The organism is Streptomyces lasiicapitis (genome assembly GCF_014646335.1).
In the GTDB taxonomy this organism is placed as follows: domain Bacteria; phylum Actinomycetota; class Actinomycetes; order Streptomycetales; family Streptomycetaceae; genus Streptomyces; species Streptomyces lasiicapitis.
In genome coordinates, this window is the sequence record NZ_BMNG01000011.1 from 377,110 (window position 1) to 400,672 (window position 23,563).

Consider the following 23,563-nt stretch of genomic DNA (forward strand, 5'->3'; position numbering starts at 1 on the left):
CGAAATCGCACCGGAAGTCGCGCCGGAAGAGGGCCGCAGCCCCTCCCTACTCCCCCGCGGGAGCGTGCTCGGCGGCCGTCCTGACGTCGATCTCGCGCCAGAAGCCCGCCCGGATCGCGTACCGGTCGTGCTCGTCGATCTGGTCGTCCTTGTGGGCGAGCAGGCCGAACCTGGCCGCGTACCGGAGCAGTTCGCCGTCGACGCGGTGCGGGATGCGCGGGTACATCGTGGACAGCTTCTGGAGGTTGTGCTGCTCGGGCAGGCGCGCCATCCAGCGGCGGGCGAAGACCTGCCCGACCTCGTAGGGATCGCCGCCGACCGTGGTGATGTCCTCCTCGCGGTCCGCCCAGCGCTGCTCGGCCGTGGTGAGCTGGGCGAGCGTCGGCAGGGCCGCGACCTCGGCGGACTCGGCGGGGGTGCCGGGGCGGTCGACCCAGCCCTTGTCGGAGGACCAGCGCAGGGTCGCGTTGGCCGGTTCCTTGGCGGGCTGGGTGCCGGGGCCGCGCAGGGCGGCGAGGTCCTTGGGGGTGGGGACGCCCTTGGCGGCCGGAACGCGCTCCCCGTTCTCCTGGCCGCCCGCGGCGCCGACGGGGTGCGGCGCGGGGGCCTGGCGGGCCTGGTCGGCGCCGGTGGCGAGCGCGGACTCGGGCAGCGGCGCGGAGAGGATCGCGGCGATCTCGGGGCGCGGGGCGGGCGGCGGGGCGCAGACGCCGGTCAGTTCCTTGGCGCGGACGGCCTTGGTGATCCAGGTGCGGTCGAGGACGCGCCGCTCGTCGGCCTCGGCGACCAGGTCCTCCGACTGGTTGTAGTCGCCGTCGGCGGCCTGCACGGCCCACAGGTGGACGGCGACGCCGTGCTCCTTGGCGGCCATCATCCCGGGCAGCAGATCGCCGTCGCCGGTGACGAGCACGACGTCGGAGCAGGCGCGGTTGCGGGCGAGCTCGGTCAGCTCGGCGTGCATCGCGGCGTCCACACCCTTCTGCGCCCAGCGTCCGTCGCTGCGGGTCAGGGCGCCGAGGCGGACGGTGACGCGCGGCATCACGCGGAGCCTTCGGTGCTCCGGCTGGGGTACGCGGTCGGGGGCGCCGTCGAACCAGTAGATCCGCAGCAGGGGGCGCTCGGTGTCGGACTCGGCGCGCTCGCGCAGGCCCTGGATGAGGGCGGTGTGATCGACGGTGATTCTGGACCGGGAGGGCTCTCCCGCGAGGAGGCTCGCGGCGGCTCCCAGCAGATACCCGGCGTCCACCAGGACGATGCAGCGGTCCACGCGATCCACCCTCTTTCCCTGGAAGATTCCTGAAGGTGCCCGAAGGTCCCACAGATCCCGAGTGGGGATCAGGAGATTCAAAGGATCGGGAGATCCAGAGGTTCCTGGAGGATCCTGGAGGTCACTTCGGGTTTCCTTCGAGTCTGCCCGACCTCGGGGAGGTTAACGGCCCGAACTCGATCTTCGGCGTGGCGTATCCGCTCTGTACCCATCGACAGCCCTTATTACGCACGGTAATTATCCAAAATGCGCGTTTTGTGGACCTATGTGAGTCTGGTCGCGTTACGGCCCCCGGATCCCCCGCAGGAGGAAGATCACCATGGCCAAGAACAAGAACCGCGATCGTCATCAGAAGGCCGCCCAGCAGAACCGCGGCTCGCAGGCCGAGTCAGCCTCGGAGCAGGCGAGGTCGGCCGCGACCGAGGCCCGGCAGGCCATGGAGTCGCAGGCCCAGGGCAGCCCGGCGGAAGTTGCCCGTAAGCACCAGCGCCGCTTCGGCCACAACTGACGCAATTGACGCCGGTCCAGGCACACATGCCGGCACAGGCACACATGAGGGGCGCACCCGAACCGGGTGCGCCCCTTGGCCATGCCGTGATCCAGAAAGTCAGCCCGCCAGGCAGGACGGGCCGAGCAGCACCTTCAGGTCGCCGAAGAGTGCCGGGTCGGGCTTCACGCGGTGCCGGTCGAGCCGGAGCACCGTGGTCTTCTGGGCGCCCTGGAGCTTGATCCGCACCTCGCTGTTGCCCCGGTGGTGGCTGAGGATCTCGCCGAGGCGGGTGACCATCGGCGGGCTCACCTTCACGGTCGGGATGGTGATGAGGACGGGCGCGTTGGTGCCGGCGTTCGACAGGTCGGGGACCTGCATCTCCATGGCGACGAGGCGCGGGACGTCCTCGCGCTTGTCGAGGCGTCCCTTGACGAACACCACGGCGTCCTCGACCAGTTGCGTGGACACCAGCTGATACGTCGCCGGGAAGAACATGCACTCGATCGAGCCCGCGAGGTCCTCCACCGTGGCGATCGCCCACGCGTTGCCCTGCTTGGTCATCTTGCGCTGCAGCCCGGAGATGATGCCGCCGATGGTGACGACCGCTCCGTCGGAGAAGTCTCCGCCGGTCAGCTGCCCGATCCCCGCGTCCGCCTTGTCGGAGAGCACGTGCTCAAGGCCGAACAGCGGGTGGTCCGAGACGTACAGACCCAGCATCTCCCGCTCCTGGGCGAGGAGATACGTCTTGTCCCACTCGTCGGTGGTGAACTCGACGTCCAGGCCGAAGCCGGGCTCGCTGGAGTCGTCCTCGCCCATCCCGCCGAACAGGTCGAACTGTCCCTCGGCCTCCTTGCGCTTGACCGCCACCACGTTGTCGATCATCGGCTCGTACTGCGCGGTCAGGCCCTTGCGGGTGTGCCCCATGGTGTCGAACGCGCCCGCCTTGATCAGCGACTCCGTGGTGCGCTTGTTGCAGGCGGCCGCCTCCACCTTGTCCAGGTAGTCCGGGAACGAGGCGAACTTCCCCTTCGCCTTGCGCGAGCGGATGATCGACTCGACCACGTTCGTGCCGACGTTGCGCACCGCCTCGAGGCCGAACAGGATCACGTCGTCACCCTGGGCGGCGAAGTTGTGCACCGACTCGTTCACGTTCGGCGGCAGCACCTTGATGCCCATGCGACGGCACTCGTTGAGATACACCGCCGACTTGTCCTTGTCGTCCTTCACGGACGTCAGCAGCGCCGCCATGTACTCGGCCGGGTAATTCGCCTTGAGATACGCGGTCCAGTAGGTGACGAGGCCGTACGCGGACGAGTGCGCCTTGTTGAACGCGTATCCGGCGAAGGGCACCAGGACGTCCCAGAGGGCCTGGATCGCGGCGTCCGAGAAGCCCTTGTCGCGGGCGCCCTTCTGGAAGAGGACGAAGTTCTTCTCCAGCTCTTCGGGCTTCTTCTTGCCCATCACGCGGCGCAGGATGTCGGCCTCGCCGAGCGAGTAACCGGCGATGATCTGGGCGGCCTTCTGCACCTGCTCCTGGTACACGATGAGGCCGTAGGTGAGGCCGAGCGTCTCCTTCAGGGGCTCTTCGAGCTCCTTGTGGATCGGCGTGATCTCCTGGCGGCCGTTCTTGCGCTCCGCGTAGTTCGTGTGCGAGTTCATGCCCATCGGGCCCGGCCGGTACAGGGCCGAGACGGCGGAAATGTCCTCGAAGTTGTCGGGCTGCATCTGGCGGAGCAGCGAGCGCATCGGGCCGCCGTCGAACTGGAACACGCCGAGCGTGTCACCGCGGCAGAGCAGTTCGTACGTCTTGGGGTCGTCGAGCGGAAGGGAGAGCATCTCCAGCTCGATGCCCTTGTTGGCCTCCACCATCTTCACGGCGTCGTCCATGATCGTGAGGTTCCTGAGGCCCAGGAAGTCCATCTTGATCAGGCCGAGCGACTCGCACTGGGGATAGTCCCACTGCGTGATGGTCACGCCGTCGGTGTGCCGGACCCAGATCGGGGCGTGCTCGATGATGGGCTCGCTGGACATGATCACGCCCGCGGCGTGCACGCCCATCTGCCGGACCAGGCCCTCGACGCCCTTGGCGGTGTCGATGACCTTCTTGACGTCCGGCTCGTTCTCGTACATCCCCCGGATCTCGCCCGCCTCGCTGTAGCGCGGGTGCTTGGGGTCGGTGATGCCGGAGAGGTCGATGCCCTTGCCGAGGACGTCGGCGGGCATGGCCTTGGTGAGGCGGTCGCCCATCGCGTACGGATAGCCGAGGACTCGGGCGGAGTCCTTGATGGCGTTCTTCGCCTTGATCTTTCCGTACGTACCGATCATGGCGACCTTGTCCTCGCCGTACTTCTCGGTCACGTACCTGATCACTTCGACGCGCCGACGCTCGTCGAAGTCGATGTCGACGTCGGGCATGGAGACGCGCTCGGGGTTGAGGAACCGCTCGAAGATCAGTCCGTGCTCGATCGGGTCGAGGTCGGTGATGCCCATGGCGTACGCCACGATCGAGCCGGCCGCGGAGCCACGCCCCGGGCCCACCGCGATGCCGTTGTTCTTGGCCCACATGATGAAGTCCGCGACGACCAGGAAGTATCCCGGGAACCCCATCTGGATGATGATGTCCATCTCGTAGTCCGCCTGGCGCTGGCGGTCGTCGGGGACACCTCCGGGATAGCGGCGGTTCATGCCGCGCCGCACTTCCTCCTTGAACCAGGTGGTGTTGGTGTAGCCCTCTTCCGGGATGTCGAACTTCGGCATGAGGTCGCGCTTCTCGAACATGCCGGTCGTGTCGATCTGCTCCGCCACGAGCAGCGTGTTCGCGCACCCCTCCTGCCAGGCGTCGGAGGAATCGACGGCGTACATCTCGTCCGTCGACTTCAGGTAGTAGCCCGTGCCGTCGAACCGGAAGCGGTCCGGGTCCGAGAGGTTCTTGCCCGTCTGGATGCACAGCAGGGCGTCGTGCGCCGTCGCCTCGTGCGCGTACGTGTAGTGCGAGTCGTTGGTGACCAGCGGCGGGATGCCCAGCTTCTTGCCGACCCGCAGCAGGTCCTCGCGCACCCGCCGCTCGATGTCGATCCCGTGGTCCATCAGCTCCAGGAAGTACCGGTCCTTGCCGAAGATGTCCTGGTACTCCGAAGCCGCCTGCACCGCCTCGTCGAACTGCCCGAGCCGCAGTCGCGTCTGCAGCTCACCCGAAGGACAGCCGGTCGAGGCGATCAGCCCCTCCGACCACTGGGAGATCGTCTCCTTGTCCATCCGCGGCCACTTCTGCAGCCAGCCCTCGGCGTACGCGTCCGAGGACAGCCGGAAGAGGTTGTGCAGCCCCGTCTTGTTCGCCGCCCAGATCGTCTTGTGCGTGTAACCACCCGAACCCGACACGTCGTCGCGCTTCTGGTGCGGCTGCCCCCACTGGATCTTCCGCTTGTTGCGGCGCGACTCGGGCGCCACATACGCCTCGATCCCGATGATCGGCGTCACCCCGGCCTTCTTCGCCGTGTGGAAGAAGTCGTACGCCCCGTGCAGGTTGCCGTGGTCGGACATCGCGATGTGCGTCATGCCCATCTCGTTGCACGCGTTGAACATGTCCTTCAGCCGCGCGGCACCGTCCAGGAGCGAGTACTGGGTGTGGACGTGCAGGTGCGTGAAAGGCGGCTTCGACACGGCGTGGGCCTCCAACGGGAACACTGGGCGACAGGCTGCGGACAGTCTGGGTGGACAGCGTGGAAGTCTAATCGGCGGGACTGACATCGAGGTCTAATACTGTGGCGCGTAGCGCCTCGATGAGGGGTGGTGGCCGGGTGGCGGGTGGGCGGGCACTCGGGAGTACGGTCGGGCGTTGGAGAGGGCGGAAGACCGTCCCATATGTCATGCACCAGGAGGCACCCCGCGATGTCGGTCCCGCAGCCCACCGCCGACCAGCGCGGCGAGGAGATCCTCGCCGTCTTCGACACCGCGTTCGGCGAGCTGCTCGCCGCCGACCCCGCCGCGTTCCGGGTGAAGTTCCGGAAGATGGCGGCCTCGGCCTTCGCGTTCTACCGCGGCACGGCCGGCCTCTTCTACCACGACCTGGAGCGCGAGCAGCACGACAGCGGGTCCAGCGGGTCCGCTGAGTACATGGACGACCGCACGGGCCGCGTCTGGATCCACGGCGACCTGCACGCCGAGAACTTCGGCACGTACATGGACTCCCAGGGCCGCCTGATCTTCAACGTCAACGACTTCGACGAGGCGTACGTGGGCCCCTTCACCTGGGACCTCAAGCGCCTGGCCGCCTCCCTGGCCCTGATCGGGTACACGAAGGCACTCAGCGACGAGCAGATCACCAAGCTGGTCCGTACGTACGCCGCGGCGTACCGCGAGCGGATCCACGACCTGGCGACGGGCGCGAAGAGCGACGAGGTGCCGCCGTTCACGCTGGACACGGCCCAGGGCCCCCTCCTGGGCGCCCTGCGCGCCGCCCGCTCGCTGACCCGCTTCAGTCTCCTGGAGTCGATGACGGAGATCCGTGACTTCGAGCGCCGCTTCGCGCCGGGCGGCGGCTCCATCGAGCTGGACGCGGCCACGCGGTACAAGGTCCTTGCCGCGTTCGACGGCTATCTGGAGACGCTGCCGGAGTCCTCCCTGACCCGCCCGGACTCCTACCGGGTCAAGGACGTGGTGGGCCGCCGCGGCATCGGCATCGGCTCCGCCGGGCTGCCCTCGTACAACATCCTCCTGGAGGGCAACAGCGACGCGCTGGAGAACGACGTCGTGATCTACCTGAAGCAGGCCCAGACCCCGGCCGTCTCCCGGCACATCACGGACCCCGCGATCCGCGGCTACTTCCAGCACGAGGGCCACCGCACGGTCATCTCCCAGCGCGCCCTGCAGGCGCACGCGGACCCCTGGCTCGGCTGGACCGAGCTGGACGGCGCGGGCCAGCTCGTCGCCGAGGTCTCGCCGTACGCGGTGGACCTGGACTGGTCGGACATCGACGACGTGGAGGAGATCTCCGCCGTGGTCGCCGACCTGGGCCGGGCCACGGCGACCATGCACTCCGCGGCGGACGACGAGTCCGGGCACTCGGACCTGGTGCCGTTCTCCACGGAGCGGGCCATCGACGCCGCCATCGCGGCCGACGAGGGCGGCTTCGCCGACCTCCTGGTGGACTTCGCGCACCGCTACGGCGCACGGGCGCGCGCCGACCACCAGATCTTCGTCGACCTCTTCCGCAACGGCCGGATCCCGGGCCTGTAGGCCGCGGCGCCGTCGCGGACCGGCCTCGCCGGATGCGTGTTGTCCGGCCTTGTCGGACGCGTGTTGTCCGCCCTCGCCGGGCGCGTGTTGTCCGGCCTTTGTCGGATTCATAGGGACCCTTTAGGGGTCCCTTACGACGGCTCATGGCAAACTCGCTTGCGCGATGGACATCTCCGGGACCCAGCTCAGAACGGCACGGGCGGCAGTGTTCACGGCTCTCGTCGTGATGCTGTCCGCCGCGTCGCACGTTCTGCTGTCCCGGGCCCCGCTGCCGCTCACCACGTTCGCCGCACTGGCCGCCGCCGTCTTCTGCGTGGCGTTCGCGCTGGCGGGACGCGAGCGCGGCTTCGGCGCGATCGCCGCGCTGCTCATCCCGCTGGAGCTGGCCGCCGACACGGTGTTCACGGCGGGCCAGCACGTCTGTTACGGCCAGGCGGGCGGCCCGGTCGCGGGCCCGCTGCGCTCCGTCGGCTTCGACGTGCTGTGCGGCGGCGGCAGCGTCGGCACCCCCCTGGCCCGGATGGCAGGCGGCGAGAACCACGGCGGCGGTGCCGCCCTGCTCGCCGACGCCGACCCCGGCGCGGCCTGGCTCCTGCTGGCCGCGCACGTCGGGGTCGGGCTGCTCGCGGCGGCCTGGCTCGGGCGCGGCGAGCGTGCCGTCGCCGGGCTGCTGAGGGCCGCGGCCGCGGCGACGTTCCGGCCGCTGCTGATCGCGGTCGCCGCGGTGACCCGGCGGATCGAGCCGGTGCGCCGGCCGGCCCGCACCGCCCGCCGGACGCCGGTCGTCCGCACCCGGCTGCTCGTGCACTTCGTGGGACGGCGTGGACCGCCGTGCTGGGCCCTGACCGCCTGAGCACAGCACCGTCCACCCGCCACATCCACGGAGAACAATCATGAGCAAGCGCAACAGCCAGGCCTCCAAGCAGGCCGCCCGCGAGCGGATCCGCGCCCAGCAGGAGGCGGAGCGCAAGCGCGAGAAGCGCAAGCGGTCCGTCGTCGTCGGCGTCTCCATCGTCGGCGTGCTCGCCATCGCCGGCGGCGTCTCGTACGCCGTCATGCAGAACAACAAGCCCGGCTACTGGGAAGACGCCAAGGACCAGAAGCTGGTCAAGCCCGCGAACACCTCGGGCAAGGACGGCACGACCGTCGTCGTCGGCAAGGCGAGCGCCAAGAAGACCCTGAAGGTCTACGAGGACCCGCGCTGCCCGATCTGCGCGAGCTTCGAGCAGAGCGTCGGCTCGACGGTCGACAAGGACATCAAGGACGGCAAGTACAAGGTCCAGTTCGTCGGCGCCACGTTCCTCGACAACAACATCCCGGGCGAGGGCTCCCGCAACGGCATGAGCGCCCTCGGCGCCGCCCTGAACGTCAGCCCGGACGCGTTCCTCGCGTACAAGAAGGCGCTGTACTCGGTGGACAACCACCCGAGCGAGCAGGACGACAAGTTCAAGGACGACTCGTACCTGCTCAAGATCGCCGACGAGGTGCCCGAGCTGAAGAAGAACGCGGGCTTCAAGAAGGCGGTCAAGGACGGCACTTACGACCGCTGGGCCCTGGCGATGGGCCAGGCCTTCCAGGACGACAAGGACGGCGTGGAGGGCACCCCGGCCTTCGTCATGGACGGCAAGCAGCTCAAGGGCGCCGACGGGAAGAACGCGCCGATGACGGTCGCGGACTACAACAAGGCGGTGGACGCGGCCCTCAAGGGCTGAGCCACCGGCAACGCGCGTGCCTGAGCGGCGTGCAGCGGAAGAGCGGGCGAACTTTTCGCAGTCGCCCGCTCTTCGCCTTTACTGGCCAGTAGGGTGCCCCTCTGTGACCAGTCGAATTGACAACTCCCTTACGCCGCCGAGCGATCCCGCGAGACAGCCGGGCACCTCGCTCACGCCGCGCCGCCGCACCGTCGTCAAGGCCGCGGCCGCCACCGCCGCCCTCGCCGCCCCGCTCGCGGCGACCCCCCTGGCCCGGGCCGCCGCCGGCCCCGCCTTCCTGCACGGCGTCGCCTCCGGTGACCCGCTGCCCGACGGCGTCCTGCTGTGGACGCGGATCACGCCGACGCCCGACGCGGTGCCCGGCTCCGGCAAGGGCCCGGACGTCGAAGTGCGCTGGGAGATAGCCGAGGACAAGGGCTTCACCAAGGTCGTGGGCCGCGGCTCGACCACCGCGAAGGCCGCGAGCGACCACACGGTCAAGGCCGATGTAAGGGGCCTGCGCCAGGCGACCACCTATTACTACCGCTTCTCCGTAGGCAGCGATTCGCCGGTGCACTCCCCGGTGGGCCGCACCCGCACCACCCCCGCCCACGAGGCCTCCGCGCCCGGCGTCCGCTTCGGCGTCGTGTCGTGCTCCAACTGGGAGGCCGGGTACTTCTCCGCGTACCGCCATCTCGCCGCCCGCACCGAACTCGACGCGGTCCTGCACCTCGGCGACTACCTCTACGAGTACGCGTCCGGCGGCTTCGCCTCCTCCGGAGACGTCGTACGCGAGCACCGGCCGAAGCACGAGATCCTCACCCTCGCCGACTACCGGACCCGGCACGGCGCCCACAAGACCGACGCCGACGCGCAGGCCATGCACGGCACCCACCCGGTCATCGCGATCTGGGACGACCACGAGGTCGCCAACGACGCCTGGTCGGGCGGCGCGGAGAACCACACCCCGGAGACCGAGGGCTCCTGGGCCGCGCGCGTGGCCGCCGCCAAGCAGGCCTACTTCGAGTGGATGCCGGTGCGCCCGGCCACCGAAGGCACCGTCTACCGCAGGCTGCGCTTCGGCAAGCTGGCCGACCTGCACCTGCTCGACCTGCGCTCGTTCCGCTCCAAGCAGGCGAGCGTGGGCAGCGGCGACGTCGACTCGCCGGACCGCACGATCGCGGGCCGCGCCCAACTGGACTGGCTGAAGGCAGGGCTGGCGGCGTCGGACGCCGCGTGGAAGCTGGTCGGCACGTCGGTGATGATCTCGCCGGTCGCGTTCGGCTCGCTGCCCGCGTACCTCCTCAAGCCCCTCGCGGAACTGCTCGGCCTGCCCACCGGCGGCCTGGCCGTCAACACCGACCAGTGGGACGGCTACACCCACGACCGCAAGGAACTCATCGGCCACCTGCGGGACAAGGGCATCCGGAACACCGTGTTCCTGACCGGCGACATCCACATGGCGTGGGCCAACGACGTGCCCGTGACCGCCGCCACGTACCCGGCGTCGCCGTCCGCGGCCACGGAGTTCGTCGTCACGTCCGTGACGTCCGACAACGTCGACGACTTCCTGAACGTCGCGCCGCACACCCTGTCCCTGGTCGGCGTCGCCGCGATCAAGGCAGCCAACCGCCATGTGAAGTGGCTGGACATGGACTCGCACGGGTACGGCGTCCTCGATGTCACGGCCGAGCGCTCGCAGATGGATTACTACGTGATCTCCGACCGCGCGGACCCGAAGGCGACCTCTTCATGGGCGCGCTCCTACCGCACGCTCACCGGCACGCAGAAGGTGGAGCGCGTGAACGCACCGGTGCGGTGACAACCTGGTGTACAGGGGCGGACCCAAGCCCTCCGGCCCCTTACTGTGTCGCCCATGAGCAACCAGGGGGACGTAGTAGACGGTCGTTTCGAGCTGCTTGAGCGGCTCGGCAGCGGTGGCATGGGCACGGTGTGGCGGGCGCGCGACACCGTGCTGCACCGCGAGGTGGCGCTGAAGGAAGTCCGGCCTCCGGGGCCGGAGTTGACCGGTGACGCCTCGCGGATGCTGCGGGAGCGGGTGCTGCGCGAGGCGCGTGCCCTTGCGCGCGTCAATCACGCCCATGTCGTGACGATTCACCACATCGTCGACGTGGAACCGCATCCGTGGCTGGTGATGGAGCTGCTACCGGGCCGTACCCTCCAGGACCTCCTCGAGGAGCGCACGCTGCCGCCGCGGGAGGCGGCGCGCCTGGGCCGGGAGCTGCTCTCGGCCCTGCGCGCCGCCCACGCCGCGGGCATCCTGCACCGCGACATCAAGCCCGCCAACGTACTGCTGCGCGAGCCGTCGCCGGACCGTCCCGACGGCGTCCCGCCCGCCGTCCTCACCGACTTCGGCATCGCCACGCTCCAGGGCTCCACGCAGCTCACCGCCACCGGCGACCTGATCGGCTCCCCCGAGTACATAGCGCCCGAGCGGGTCCGGGGCACCGGCGTGGGCCCGGCCGCCGACCTGTGGTCGCTGGGTCTGGTGCTGTACGTCGCCGTGGAGGGCGTGAGTCCGCTGCGCCGCGCGTCGACCCTGGCCACGCTGGCCGCGGTCCTCGACGAGCCGGTGCCGCCGCCGGTGCGCTCCGGCCCGCTGGCGCCGGTCCTCGAGGCACTTCTCGTACGGGATCCGGCGCTCAGGCCCGATGTGACCCGCTTGGACGCGATGCTCACGGCGGTGGCGAACGGGGTGGAGTGGCAGCCGACGGAGACGGCACCACGCCCGCCCCTCCTGCCTCCCATGCCCCCGCCGCCCCCGCACGCCCACCCGCAGCCCTCGCTCGGCACGCCACCCGACACCACGCCCCAGAGCACGCACCAGTTCACGCGCCAGGGCGACACCCGGCGCCGCACCCCCGTGATCGTCGCCGCCGTGTCGGTGGCCCTCGCCCTGGTGGCGGGCGTGGCCCTGGCCCTGGTGCTGCGTGGTGACGGGGACGACGGCGCGGAGGGCAAGGGCGGCGGCCAGAAGGTCAGTTCGCAGCCCGAGTCGCCGCGTACGAAGGAACCGGCCAAGCAGCCCACCGGCGGCGGCAGCCCCGACGCGAGCACGTCACCGAGCAAGGAACCCACCGCGAGCGCGCCCCCGTCGCGGAGCGAGAGCACGCCCCCGCCCTCCACCGCGCCGCCCGCGTCCGGCCGCTGGATCGCCCAGCTCCACTCCGAGCCGGGCACGTCGTCCGCCGCGACCCGCGACCGCAGGCTCGCCGCCGTCCGCAAGCAGGTCCCGGAGGCGCAGTACCTGCGCAGCGACGACTACGCCTCGCTGCGGCCCGGCTTCTGGGTGTTCTACGCGCCGGGGCCGTTCGCCGACGGGCGCGCGGCGCTGCGGTTCTGCGCGGAGCGCGGCCGGACCTCGGGCAACACGTGCGTGGGCCGCTACCTCAGCGACAGTGGCGGCGACTACGCGTTGCAGTGCAAGCCGCCCGCGAGCAGCCCGGTGGGGCGCTGCACCCGGCCGTGACGGCTGCGGGCCTCTACACGCCCTACAGCGAGTCGAGGAATCCCAGCGCCGTACGCCACGTCGCCTCCGCCGCCTCGGCGTCGTAGTCGTCCAGGTCCGGGTCGGTGTACAGGTGCCCGGCGCCCGCGTAGCGGTAGACCTCGACGTCGGCGCCGGTGCGTCCCATCTGCAGGTACCAGGCGCTGAGCCAGTCGTCCGTCTCGAACGGGTCGGGCTCGGCGACGTGCAGCTGCACCGGCAGCTCGTCCACGGACGCGTTCTCCGCGATGTCCGACGTGCCGTGCAGGAGCAGCAGGCCGCGCGCCTTCTCGTCGCCGAGGGCGAGGGTCTGCGCGGTGGCGGCGCCGAGCGAGAAGCCCGCGTAGACCAGGCCACGCCCGGAGTAAGGCGCGGCCGCCAGGATCGCGCGCTTGAGCAGCTCGTCCTTGCCGAGCTCGTCCTTGAAGGCAAGCCCTTCCTCGACGGTCTCGAAGGTGCGGCCGTCGAAGAGGTCCGGGGTCCACACCTCGTGCCCGGCCGCGCGCAGGCGGTCGGCCGCCGCGCGGACCGCGGGCCGCAGCCCGTACGTCGAATGGAAAAGCATGATGTTCATGGGGCCATCGTGCCACTTTCCCCTGCGTGGCCCACCTACCCTCTGAGGCATGGAGAACGTCCTGCGTCCGTTGATCGTCGTCGGCGGCTCGGTCGTGCTCACGCTCGCCGTCGGCTGGCTGGCCGACTGGGTGCTGCGCCGCGCCGACGCCCGTCAGCCCGAGCGGCCGCTGTGGGGGCTGCTGCGCCGCTGCCGCCTTCCGCTGCAGCTGGTCCTGTGCACGGCCCTGCTGCGGGGTTCGTACGAGCAGGCATTCAAAGAAGGCAGCGCCGTCGAGGACCACTCGGTGGGCATCGGCCGGGCGCTCACGCTGGTGCTCATCGGCTCGGTGGCCTGGCTCGCGGTGCGGATCTCGGCCGCGGTGGTGGAGTCCAGTTACGCGCGCTACGCCTCCGCGCACCGCGACCCCGCCCGCGTCCGACGCGTACGTACGCAGGTCACGCTGATCCAGCGGGTGGTCGCGGCGATCGTGGGCGTGGTGGCGGTCGGCGCGATGCTGCTGACCTTCCCCGCCATGCGGGCGGCCGGGGCTTCGCTGCTCGCGTCGGCGGGCATCCTCGGCATCGTCGCGGGCGTGGCCGCGCAGTCCACGCTGGCCAACCTTTTCGCTGGCCTGCAGATCGCCTTCGGCGACATGGTGCGGATCGGGGACACGGTGGTGGTGGACGGCGAGTGGGGGGTCGTCGACGAGATCACGCTGACGTTCCTGACGGTGCGGACCTGGGACGAGCGCCGGATCACCATGCCGGTGTCGTACTTCACGTCGAAGCCGTTCGAGAACTGGTCCCGCGGCGGCGCCCAGATGACCGGCACCGTCTTCCTGCAGCTCGACCACACCGCCCCCATCGAGGCGATGCGCGAGAAGCTGCACGAGGTCCTGCGCGACTGCGCCGCCTGGGACGGCCGCGACTGGGGCCTCGCCGTCACGGACACCACGCCGAACACCATCCAGGTGCGCGCTTTGGCGACCGCCAAGGACGCCGACGACATCTGGACGGTGCGCGTCACCGTCCGCGAGCAGCTCGTCGCCTGGCTGACCGAGCACCATCCGTACGCGCTGCCCCGGGTCAACACGGCCTGGGCGGTGGAGCCGCCGGACGGCGACCATCCGCATCCGGTGACACCGCACGTGCCGCGTACGGGGCGGGGCTGAGGCCACAGCACTCGGACGGAGCGGCGTCAGCGCAGGCTGCGTACGTCGAGGTGGTGCAGCACCCGGTCCACGATCTCCGGGTCGTAGCCGGGTTCGCTGCGCGCGGCGAGCACCTCGTGGCGCGCGGCCGACATCATCTCGCGCTGGATGCGCTGGACCACCTTGAAGCGGTCCACGCGCTTGCTGTACCGCTCGCGCCGCTCGTCGTCCACGATGTCCGGGCTGATCCGCGCGCCGATGTCGAAGGCGCCGCGCAGCAGCCGCTCGGCGACCTCCTCGGGCAGCTCCTCGACGTCCTCGATCTCCTTGAGCCGCGCCTTGGCGGCTTTGGCGGCGCGCACGGCGAGCTCGCGCTCCAGGGCCCGCTCGGCGTCGGTGTCGGCGCGCACGCCTAGCTTCTTGACCAGCCACGGCAGGGTGAGGCCCTGCGCGACGAGGGTCGCGATGATCACGCAGAAGGCGATGAAGATGATCTCGTCACGGGCGGGGAACGGCGCCCCGTCGTCCGTCTTCAGCGGAATGGCGAGCGCCAGCGCGACCGACGCCACGCCGCGCATCCCGGACCACCACATGACGACCGTCTCGCGCCAGGTCGTCGGGATCTCCTCGTCGTAGTCGCGCAGGGTGTGCAGCCGCTTGGCGAGCGCGGTGGCGGGCAGCAGCCACAGCAGTCGTACGCCGACGACGACCGCGACGACGACGGCGCCCCAGCCGACCATCTGCCACTCGCGCCCGTCGGCCGTGCCGAAGACGTTGTGCAGTTCGAGCCCGATGAGCCCGAAGGCGACGCCGGTGACGAGGGTGTCGACGATCTCCCAGAAGGACTGGCCGGTGATCCGGCCGAGCACGTCGTCGGCGTCGGTGGCGTTCTCCGCGAGGTAGAGCGCGGTGGTGAGGACGGCGAGCACGCCGGAGCCGAGCAGTTCCTCGGCGAGTACGTACGCGACGAACGGCACGAGCAGCGTCAGGCCGGTCTGCAGGGTGGCGTCGCCGAGCAGGCTCATCAGCTTGTTGGTGAGCCAGCCCAGTACGAGGCCGACGGCGACGGCGACCACGGCGGAGAGCACGAGCTGGCCGGCGGCCTGGGGCCAGGAGAACGTGCCGCTGACGGCTGCGGCGATGGCCACGTGGTACAGCACGATCGCGGTGACGTCGTTGAACAGGCCCTCGCCCTCCAGGATCGACACCAGGCGGCGGGGCAGTCCGAGCGAACCGGCGACGGCGGTCGCGGCCACCGGGTCCGGCGGGGCGACGAGCGCGCCGAGGACGACGGCGGCGGCGAGCGGGAGCCCCGGCACGACCGAGTTCGCGACGGCCGCGACGGCAGCCGTGGTCACGAACACGAGCGCCACGGCGAGCAGCAGGATCGGCCGGATGTTGGCCGTGAACTGCCGCCAGGACGTGCGCTGCACGGACGCGTAGAGCAGCGGCGGCAGGACGAGCGGGAGGATGAGGTCCGGCGGGATGTCGACATTCGGCACGAAGCTCAGGAAGGCGAGTACGCCGCCGAACAGCGTCATGAGGACCGGCGCGGGCAGCCCGATCCTGTCCCCCAGCGGCACGGTGACCAGGGCCCCCAGCAACAGCACGAGCAGCAGCGCCAGTTGATCCACGGGGTGCCCTCCGGCGGTGACGAGGCGACGACGATCACCTCAACCTTGCCACGCGCCTCGGACAAACAAGGCATACGTGACTTGCCGCCCCACTGGTCGCGGCCTCCCGGTGGCCCTCGCTCAGCGCAGTGGCTACCGCAGTGGCTTCCGCATGGCCAGGTGCGGGATCCCCGCGTCCAGGAACTCCGCCCCGTACGCCTCGTACCCCAGCCGTTCGTAGAACCCCAGCGCGTGTGTCTGCGCGTGCAGGTCGACTGCGTGCAGCCCGCGCTCGCGGGCGGCGTCCTCGATGGCGGCGACGAGCCGGGCGCCGACGCCGAGCCCGCGCGCGGCCGCCAGGACGGCCAGCCGCCCGAGCGCACCGACGCCGGGATCCGGGTCGCCGTTCTTCACGACCGCCGCGTCGCCCAGGAGCAGCCGCCCGGTGCCCAGCGGCGCCCCTTCGACGGAGCGCAGCGCGAGCACGTGCACGGCCCCGCCGTCGTACTCGTCGTACTCGAGGTCCTCGGGCACGCCCTGTTCGGCGACGAAGACCTCCTTGCGCACGGCGAAGCAGGCGTCCAGGTCCTCCTGGCCGATCGCGACCCGGCAGGTCACCGCCGGGGTCACGCGCTCTCCGCCCGGACCCGGTCCAGGGCGAGCTGGAGATCGTCGGGGTAGCCGCTCTCGAACTCCGCCCACTGCCCGTCCCCGGGGTGCTCGAAGCCGAGGCGCACGGCGTGCAGCCACTGACGCGTGAGGCCGAGGCGCTTGGCGAGGGTGGGGTCGGCGCCGTACGTCAGGTCGCCCACGCACGGGTGCCGGTGCGCCGACATGTGCACGCGGATCTGGTGCGTGCGGCCGGTCTCCAGCTTGATGTCGAGCAGGGAGGCCGCGCGGAAGGCCTCGATCAGGTCGTAGTGCGTGACGGAGGGCTTGCCCTCGGCGGTGACCGCCCACTTGTAGTCGTGGTTCGGGTGGCGGCCGATGGGGGCGTCGATGGTGCCGCTCATCGGGTCGGGGTGGCCCTGCACCAGCGCGTGGTAGCGCTTGTCGACCGTGCGCTCCTTGAACTGGCGCTTCAGCGAGGTGTACGCCCGCTCGGACTTGGCGACGACCATCAGGCCGGAGGTGCCGACGTCCAGGCGGTGGACGATGCCCTGGCGCTCGGCGGCGCCGGACGTCGAGATGCGGTATCCGGCGGCGGCGAGGCCGCCGATCACGGTCGTGCCGGTCCAGCCGGGGCTGGGGTGCGCGGCGACGCCGACGGGCTTGACGATCACGACGATGTCCTCGTCGTCGTGCACGATCTCCATGCCCTCGACGGGCTCGGCGACGATCTGCACCGGGGCGGGCGCCTGCGGCATCTCCACCTCCAGCCAGGCGCCGCCGTGCACGCGCTCGGACTTGCCGGCCACCGCGCCGTCGACCAGCACCTTGCCTGCCGCCGCGAGCTCGGCGGCCTTCGTGCGGGAGAAACCGAACATGCGCGAGATGGCGGCGTCGACGCGCTCGCCCTCAAGGCCGTCCGGTACGGGCAGGGTACGGATCTCGGGAATCGTGCTCACCCCACGAGTATGCAGGAGGGGTACGACACCGCCTTACCGAAGGCGGCGGCCGGGCCTTCCCGGCGGCCTCGGCGTCAGTCCTTGTGGACGGTGCCGTCCGGGTCGAGCCCGCGGAAGGAGAGCAGCACGATCAGGATGCCGCCGCAGACGATCGCGGAGTCCGCGAGGTTGAACACCGCGAAGTTCTTCGGCGCGATGAAGTCGACCACGGCGCCCTTGAAGAGGCCGGGCGAGCGGAAGATCCGGTCGGTGAGGTTGCCGAGCGCGCCGCCGAGCAGCAGGCCGAGCGCGATCGCCCAGGGCAGGCTGTAGAGCTTGCGGGCGAGCCGGGCGATCACCACGATCACGGCCGCGGCGATCACCGTGAAGATGATGGTGTACGCCTCGCCGAAGCCGAACGCGGCGCCCGCGTTGCGGATCGCGTTGAAGCGCAGCAGATCGCCGACCACGTCGATCGGCTCGTGGTGCTCGAGCTTGGCGACCACGATCATCTTGCTGATGAAGTCGAGCGCGTACGCGAAGAGGGCCACTCCGAACAGCACGGCGATCTTGCGCCGTCCCTTGGGCTTCGGCTCGTCCTCGGACGGCGGGTCGGCCGTCGGCGGCGTCTGCCCGTCCTTGGAGCCGGAATCGGAGTCGGACTGCTCCGGTCCGGCCCCCGCCGCCTCAGGGATGTCCGGCGTACCGATGATGCGCTCCGCCTCTGCCACGTGAGTCCCTCAACCTAGGTACCTGACTGGGGACGAGGGTACGGCACACACGTACGGACCAAGACGCGCAGGCCACGCTCAGTAGCGCCGTTCCTGCTTCTGCTTGCACTCGACGCACAGGGTCGCGCGCGGGAAGGCCTGCATGCGCGCCTTGCCGATGGGGTTGCCGCAGTTCTCGCAGAGGCCGTACGTGCCCGCGTCGAGGCGCTCCAGGGCGCGCTCGGTCTGCTCCAGCATCTCCCGGGCGTTCGCGGCGAGCGCCATCTCGTGCTCCCGGGTGATGTTCTTGGTGCCGGTGTCGGCCTGGTCGTCGCCCGCGCCGTCGCCGGAGTCCCGCATCAGTCCGGCGAGCGAGTCCTCGGACGTCTGGATCTCGCTGCGCAGCCGCAGCACCTCGGACATCAGCTCGGTCCGTGCCTCCGCGACCTCGGCCGGGGTCCACGGCTCCTCGCCCGGCCGCACCGCGAGCTCGCCGGGCGCCGCCCCGGCCCGCGCCTTGGGCACCGCGTCGGCCTTCTTCGCCGCTGTCGCCGTGCCCGGAGTCTTCTTCGCAACCACCGTCGTGGCTCCCGTCGTCTCCGCGGCCTGAGCCGCACCCTCGACCGCGGACGCGGCCGACTTCTTGGCCGTACGTTTTCTGGCCCCTGGGCCCTTGGCAGCACCCGTTCCGGCCCCTGGGCCCTTGGCGGCACCCGTCGCCTTCTTGGACGCATCCACCCCGCCGTCCACCTCCCTCCCCGACCCGCCCTCCTTCTCGGCGCCCGCCGCAGCGGCTGCGTCCTCGGGCGCCTCCGCTGCGGCGGCTGCCTTGGAGGGCGCCGCCTTGCGCCCTTCCTTGGAAGCCGCCGACGCGGCGGCGGCCTTCTTGGCAGTGGCTTTCTCCGGGGAGGACTTCTTGGCGGTGGCCTTCTTGGTGGTGGACTTCTTGGTGGCCGCCTGCGCCGAGGTGGTCTTCTTGGGGTGCTCCTCGGCGGACACGGCCTTCGTGGACGCTGCCTCGGCAGACGCAGTCTTCGTAGCCGCCTTCTTGGCAGAAGCCGTCTTCGTGGCTGTTCCCTTGCGAGACGCGGTCTTCGTGGCCGCCTCCTTGGCAGACGCCGTCTTGGTGGCCGTCTCCTTGCGGGGCACCGCCGTCCCGGCAGCTGTCTTCTTGGCTGCCGCCTTCTTAGCGGTCGCCTTTTGGGCTGCCGTCTCCTTGCTGGGCGCCGCCCCGGCAGCGCTCTTCTTGGCAGACGCGGACTTCGTGGACGTCTTCTTGGCCGCAGCCGCCCCCTTCGGGGCAGCCTTCCTCCCCGTCCCGGACTCCTTGGCCCCCGCCTTCGCCGAGACCACCTTCTTGGTGGCCGCCGCGCTGGCCACCACCCGCTTGGCGACGCGCCGCGAACCGGCAGCAGCCGCCCCGGCGCTCCTCACCGGGGCCTTCACAGATGCGTCAGCAGCAACCTGGGCGGACGCCCCCGCCCCGGTCACACTCGTCCTCGGCCCAGCCGCCACGCCCCCGAGGCCACGGAAAGCCCCACCCCCCGCTCCCCCGGCCGCCCCAGCAGCCCCCGCACCGGTGGATCTGCTCGACGCCGACTGCTGTACGGCGGTCTTCTTCGCCACCATGGCCGCGGCCCCTTCACATATTGTGATCTTGCACGCGAATCGTGCTGGGACGATAAATCGACTCCAGGCCCGCGGCAACGGGGCACGCCGCCCGATACACCCACCCCCCGGGGCCGCACGGCGAGCCTTCATGCGTTGTGCCCAGCTCCCCGCCGGGTAATCCGCCCGGCGTACCGGGCCAGGATCCGGACACTCCACATGTCGCCATTCGGGTCAGTTGCCACAGTTCCAGGGAATATCAGGCATGAGTCTGTTTGACATCGAAATCGAGGCATAAAATGTGACACAAGTGAAGAGGTGCATCATGCGCAAGACAGCCGACTGCCGAGAATTCCCGAGCGAGACCCACTGCACCCTCGCCATCTCCGGTGAAGAGGAAGAAGTGGTCCGCGCCGCCAGCGAACACGCCGTGTCCGTCCACGGGCACACGGACAGCCCGGAGCTGCGGAAGATGGTCCGCGACTCCCTCAGGGACGAAGTCCCTCAGCACGCCTGAGGCCAGTGCCCGAATAACCGGTCGGCCCCGTCCGGCGCGGCCCCGTACACTGGCCGGAGCGAGAAGCGTGGATGGGGACGAGTAGCGGCGTACGCGGCCAAGAGCGACCCGGGGACGGTGTGAGCCCGGGGGCGAGCGCGACGCGAAGATCACCCCGGAGCCGCCGGAAGAAAGCCGTGGCCCAGCCCCTGCGGGACGGACCAGGCCGCTAGACCCGGCATCGCGACCCCAATGAGGGGGCCTTCCCGGGCGCCGAAAGCGCCAGGAGGGCCAAGGAGGGTGGTACCGCGGGAGCGAGCGCAGCAGCGCGGCCTCTCGTCCCTCCGACGGAAGGGAAGAACGTCCGCCGGAGGAAGCGCGAACATGACACCGCCCCCGCAGTACCGCCAGGTGCCGGCCCAGGTCGACCTGCCCGCCCTCGAGCACGCCGTGCTCGACTTCTGGAGCGAGCAGAAGATCTTCGCCAAGAGCCTGGAGCAGTCCGAGGGCCGCCCCGAGTGGGTGTTCTACGAGGGCCCGCCCACGGCCAACGGCATGCCCGGCGCCCACCACATCGAGGCCCGCGTCTTCAAGGACGTCTTCCCGCGCTTCCGCACGATGCGCGGCTACCACGTCGCGCGCAAGGCCGGCTGGGACTGCCACGGCCTGCCCGTCGAGCTCGCCGTCGAGAAGGAGCTCGGCTTCAACGGCAAGAAGGACATCGAGGCGTACGGCATCGCCGAGTTCAACGCCAAGTGCCGCGAGTCGGTGACCCGCCACACGGACGCCTTCGCCGAGCTCACGACCCGCATGGGCTACTGGACCGACCTCGACGGCGCCTACCGCACGATGAACCCCGAGTACATCGAATCGGTCTGGTGGTCCCTGAAGGAGATCTTCAACAAGGACCTCCTCGTCCAGGACCACCGCGTCGCCCCCTGGTGCCCCCGCTGCGGCACGGGCCTGTCCGACCACGAGCTGGCGCAGGGCTACGAGACGGTCGTCGACCCGTCCGTCTACGTCCGCTTCCCGCTGACCGGCGGCCCCCTCGCGGGCGAGGCCGCCCTCCTGGTGTGGACGACCACCCCGTGGACGCTGGTGTCCAACACGGCCGTGGCCGCGCACCCGGACGTCACCTACGTAGTGGCCACCGACGGCAAGGAGAAGGTGGTCGTCGCCGAGCCCCTCCTGGAGAAGTCCCTCGGCGAGGGCTGGGAGGCCACCGGCCAGACCTTCACCGGCGCCGAGATGGAGCGCTGGACCTACCAGCGCCCCTTCGAGCTGGTGGAGTTCCCGGCCCCGGCGCACTTCGTGGTCAACGCCGACTACGTGACCACGGAGGACGGCACCGGTCTCGTCCACCAGTCCCCCGCCTTCGGTGAGGACGACCTCAAGGTCTGCCGCGCGTACGGCCTGCCGGTCGTGAACCCGGTCCGCCCGGACGGCACCTTCGAAGAGGACGTACCGCTCGTAGGCGGTGTCTTCTTCAAGAAGGCGGACGAACAGCTCACCGCGGACCTCGACGCCCGCGGCCTGCTCTTCCGGCACACGCCGTACGAGCACAGCTACCCGCACTGCTGGCGCTGCCACACCGCGCTCCTCTACTACGCGCAGCCTTCTTGGTACATCCGCACCACGGCCATCAAGGACCGCCTCCTCCAGGAGAACGAGAAGACCAACTGGTTCCCGGAGTCGGTCAAGCACGGCCGCTTCGGCGACTGGCTGACCAACAACGTCGACTGGGCGCTGTCCCGCAACCGCTACTGGGGCACCCCGCTGCCCATCTGGCGCTGCGAGGAGGGCCACCTCACCTGTGTCGGCTCCCGCCAGGAGCTGTCCGACCTGACCGGCACCGACCAGTCGGACCTCGACCCGCACCGCCCGTTCATCGACGCCGTCACGTTCCCGTGCCCCCAGTGCGAGCAGCAGGCCACGCGCGTGCCGGAGGTCATCGACGCCTGGTACGACTCGGGTTCGATGCCGTTCGCGCAGTGGGGCTACCCGCACAAGAACAAGGAGCTCTTCGAGAGCCGCTACCCGGCGCAGTTCATCTCGGAGGCCATCGACCAGACCCGCGGCTGGTTCTACACGCTGATGGCCGTCGGCACCCTGGTGTTCGACAAATCGTCGTACGAGAACGTGGTCTGCCTCGGCCACATCCTCGCCGAGGACGGCCGCAAGATGTCCAAGCACCTGGGCAACACCCTGGAGCCGATCCAGCTGATGGACCAGCACGGCGCCGACGCCGTGCGCTGGTTCATGGCGGCCGGCGGCTCCCCGTGGGCGGCCCGCCGCGTCGGCCACGGCACCATCCAGGAGGTCGTCCGCAAGACCCTCCTGACGTACTGGAACACGGTCGCCTTCCAGGCGCTCTACGCCCGTACGTCGAAGTGGGCCCCCTCGGACACCGACCCGGCTCCGGCCGACCGGCCGCTCCTGGACCGCTGGCTGCTCAGCGAGCTGCACGCCCTCACCGACCAGGTGACCGAGGCCCTGGACGCCTACGACACCCAGCGCGCGGGCAAGCTCCTGTCCGTCTTCGTCGACAACCTCTCGAACTGGTACGTACGCCGCTCGCGGCGCCGCTTCTGGCAGGGCGACGCGGCCGCGCTGCGCACGCTGCACGAGGTCGTCGAGACGGTCACACGCCTGCTCGCCCCGCTGACGCCGTTCATCGCCGAGCGCGTCTGGCAGGACCTGGTCGTGCCGGTCACGCCGGACGCCCCTGAGTCGGTGCACCTGGCCTCGTGGCCGGAGGCCGACCTGTCGGTGATCGACCCGGAGCTCTCGAAGCAGATGGTGCTCGTGCGCCGCCTCGTCGAGCTGGGCCGTGCCTCGCGCGCCGAGTCGGGCGTCAAGACCCGTCAGCCGCTGTCCCGCGCGCTGGTCGCCGCAGCCGGTTTCGAGACCCTCGACGCCGAGCTGCGCGCCCAGATCACCGAGGAGCTGAACGTCTCCTCGCTGGCGTCGCTCTCCGAAGTCGGCGGCTCCCTGGTCGACACCACCGCCAAGGCCAACTTCCGTGCCCTCGGCAAGCGGTTCGGCAAGGGCGTCCAGGCGGTGGCCAAGGCCGTCGCGGAGGCCGACGCGGCCGCGCTGTCCCTCGCCCTGCGCGAGGGCACCGCCTCGGTGGAGGTCGACGGCGAGACGGTCACCCTCGCCCCGGACGAGGTCATCATCACCGAGACCCCGCGCGAGGGCTGGTCGGTGGCGTCCGACTCCGGCGCCACGGTCGCCCTCGACCTGGAGCTGACGGACGAGCTGCGCCGCGCGGGCCTGGCCCGGGACGCGATCCGCCTGATCCAGGAGGCCCGCAAGAACAGCGGCCTGGACGTCGCGGACCGCATCGCCCTGCGCTGGACCGCCACCGACCCGGCGGTGCGCACGGCTCTCGCCGAGCACGCCGAGCTCATCGCGGACGAGGTTCTGGCGACGGCCTTCGTGAATGAGCACAGTGCCGAGGGCGAGGCGGACGACACATACGGCGCCCCGTTCGAGGACCCGTCCCTGTCCCTGACGTTCCGCCTCCGCAAGGCGTAACTCCCCGGCCCGGACAGCCCGAAGGCCCGGCCCCGCCAAAGAATCTTGGTGGGACCGGGCCTTCGGCGTTGCGTGCGCGCGCACAGGTGAACGTTTCTGCTGACCGCGCCGACCACTGACCGCTGACCACGAGCCGCTAACCGTGTTGAGGA

17 protein-coding genes are annotated in these 23,563 nt (G+C 70.5%); 9 read left to right on the forward strand and 8 right to left on the reverse strand.

Annotation, left to right across the window (positions count from 1 at the left end; translation table 11 throughout):
* Positions 1 to 46: 46 nt before the first annotated feature.
* On the reverse strand, positions 47 to 1,267 hold the full coding sequence (locus tag IEY91_RS25285; RefSeq protein ID WP_164325830.1) for an NYN domain-containing protein: 1,221 nt from the start codon (positions 1,265 to 1,267) through the stop codon (positions 47 to 49).
* A 319-nt stretch (positions 1,268 to 1,586) separates the two neighbouring features.
* Between IEY91_RS25285 and IEY91_RS25290 the strand changes: the two genes are divergently transcribed.
* Positions 1,587 to 1,775 (forward strand): hypothetical protein, encoded by a 189-nt coding sequence (locus IEY91_RS25290; RefSeq protein WP_164325829.1) that lies wholly within the window; start codon positions 1,587 to 1,589, stop codon positions 1,773 to 1,775.
* Between the two features lie 99 nt (positions 1,776 to 1,874).
* On the opposite strand, the gene dnaE is transcribed toward IEY91_RS25290, so the two are convergent.
* Positions 1,875 to 5,417, reverse strand: a complete 3,543-nt coding sequence (gene dnaE / locus IEY91_RS25295; protein WP_164325828.1) for a DNA polymerase III subunit alpha — start codon at positions 5,415 to 5,417, stop codon at positions 1,875 to 1,877.
* Between the two features lie 228 nt (positions 5,418 to 5,645).
* Between dnaE and IEY91_RS25300 the strand changes: the two genes are divergently transcribed.
* The 5 genes from IEY91_RS25300 (at position 5,646) to IEY91_RS25320 (ending at position 12,173) form a co-directional block, all read left to right on the forward strand.
* A complete protein-coding gene (locus tag IEY91_RS25300; protein WP_164325827.1) occupies positions 5,646 to 6,992 on the forward strand; it encodes a DUF2252 domain-containing protein in 1,347 nt (448 codons plus the stop codon).
* A gap of 163 nt (positions 6,993 to 7,155) precedes the next feature.
* Entirely contained in the window at positions 7,156 to 7,845 is a 690-nt protein-coding gene (locus tag IEY91_RS25305) for a hypothetical protein (RefSeq protein WP_164325826.1), read from the forward strand.
* A gap of 40 nt (positions 7,846 to 7,885) precedes the next feature.
* Positions 7,886 to 8,704 (forward strand): thioredoxin domain-containing protein, encoded by an 819-nt coding sequence (locus IEY91_RS25310; protein WP_164325825.1) that lies wholly within the window; start codon positions 7,886 to 7,888, stop codon positions 8,702 to 8,704.
* Positions 8,705 to 8,819: 115 nt separating this feature from the next.
* On the forward strand, positions 8,820 to 10,505 hold the full coding sequence (locus tag IEY91_RS25315; RefSeq protein ID WP_189175837.1) for an alkaline phosphatase D family protein: 1,686 nt from the start codon (positions 8,820 to 8,822) through the stop codon (positions 10,503 to 10,505).
* A gap of 54 nt (positions 10,506 to 10,559) precedes the next feature.
* Complete coding sequence (locus IEY91_RS25320) at positions 10,560 to 12,173, forward strand: serine/threonine-protein kinase (RefSeq protein ID WP_189175800.1); 1,614 nt, start codon at positions 10,560 to 10,562, stop codon at positions 12,171 to 12,173.
* Between the two features lie 22 nt (positions 12,174 to 12,195).
* Here IEY91_RS25320 and IEY91_RS25325 read toward each other — a convergent pair whose 3' ends face one another.
* Positions 12,196 to 12,765, reverse strand: coding sequence for a dienelactone hydrolase family protein (locus IEY91_RS25325; RefSeq protein ID WP_164325823.1), 570 nt, complete (start codon positions 12,763 to 12,765; stop codon positions 12,196 to 12,198).
* Positions 12,766 to 12,814: 49 nt separating this feature from the next.
* Here IEY91_RS25325 and IEY91_RS25330 point away from each other — a divergent pair, with 49 nt between their 5' ends.
* On the forward strand, positions 12,815 to 13,918 hold the full coding sequence (locus tag IEY91_RS25330) for a mechanosensitive ion channel family protein (protein WP_189175801.1): 1,104 nt from the start codon (positions 12,815 to 12,817) through the stop codon (positions 13,916 to 13,918).
* A 26-nt stretch (positions 13,919 to 13,944) separates the two neighbouring features.
* Here IEY91_RS25330 and IEY91_RS25335 read toward each other — a convergent pair whose 3' ends face one another.
* The 5 genes from IEY91_RS25335 to IEY91_RS25355 form a co-directional block, all read right to left on the reverse strand.
* Positions 13,945 to 15,531 (reverse strand): Na+/H+ antiporter, encoded by a 1,587-nt coding sequence (locus IEY91_RS25335; protein ID WP_189175802.1) that lies wholly within the window; start codon positions 15,529 to 15,531, stop codon positions 13,945 to 13,947.
* 132 nt (positions 15,532 to 15,663) lie between these two features.
* The gene (locus tag IEY91_RS25340) at positions 15,664 to 16,140 is read right to left on the reverse strand and encodes a GNAT family N-acetyltransferase (RefSeq protein WP_189175803.1); all 477 of its coding nucleotides are present in this window, start codon (positions 16,138 to 16,140) and stop codon (positions 15,664 to 15,666) included.
* The gene (locus IEY91_RS25345) at positions 16,137 to 17,078 is read right to left on the reverse strand and encodes an RluA family pseudouridine synthase (RefSeq protein WP_164325819.1); all 942 of its coding nucleotides are present in this window, start codon (positions 17,076 to 17,078) and stop codon (positions 16,137 to 16,139) included. The genes IEY91_RS25340 and IEY91_RS25345 overlap by 4 nt, the downstream gene beginning before the upstream one ends.
* A 74-nt stretch (positions 17,079 to 17,152) precedes the next feature.
* Positions 17,153 to 17,788 (reverse strand): signal peptidase II, encoded by a 636-nt coding sequence (gene lspA / locus IEY91_RS25350; protein ID WP_189175804.1) that lies wholly within the window; start codon positions 17,786 to 17,788, stop codon positions 17,153 to 17,155.
* Positions 17,789 to 17,866: 78 nt separating this feature from the next.
* The gene (locus tag IEY91_RS25355; RefSeq protein ID WP_229697216.1) at positions 17,867 to 19,201 is read right to left on the reverse strand and encodes a TraR/DksA family transcriptional regulator; all 1,335 of its coding nucleotides are present in this window, start codon (positions 19,199 to 19,201) and stop codon (positions 17,867 to 17,869) included.
* Between the two features lie 499 nt (positions 19,202 to 19,700).
* Between IEY91_RS25355 and IEY91_RS25360 the strand changes: the two genes are divergently transcribed.
* Together IEY91_RS25360 and ileS are read left to right on the forward strand one after the other, a co-directional pair.
* Positions 19,701 to 19,892: a DUF1059 domain-containing protein gene (locus IEY91_RS25360; protein WP_016643644.1), complete on the forward strand. Its 192-nt coding sequence runs from the start codon at positions 19,701 to 19,703 to the stop codon at positions 19,890 to 19,892.
* Between the two features lie 363 nt (positions 19,893 to 20,255).
* Entirely contained in the window at positions 20,256 to 23,411 is a 3,156-nt protein-coding gene (gene ileS, locus IEY91_RS25365) for an isoleucine--tRNA ligase (protein WP_189175806.1), read from the forward strand.
* Positions 23,412 to 23,563 lie beyond the last annotated feature (152 nt).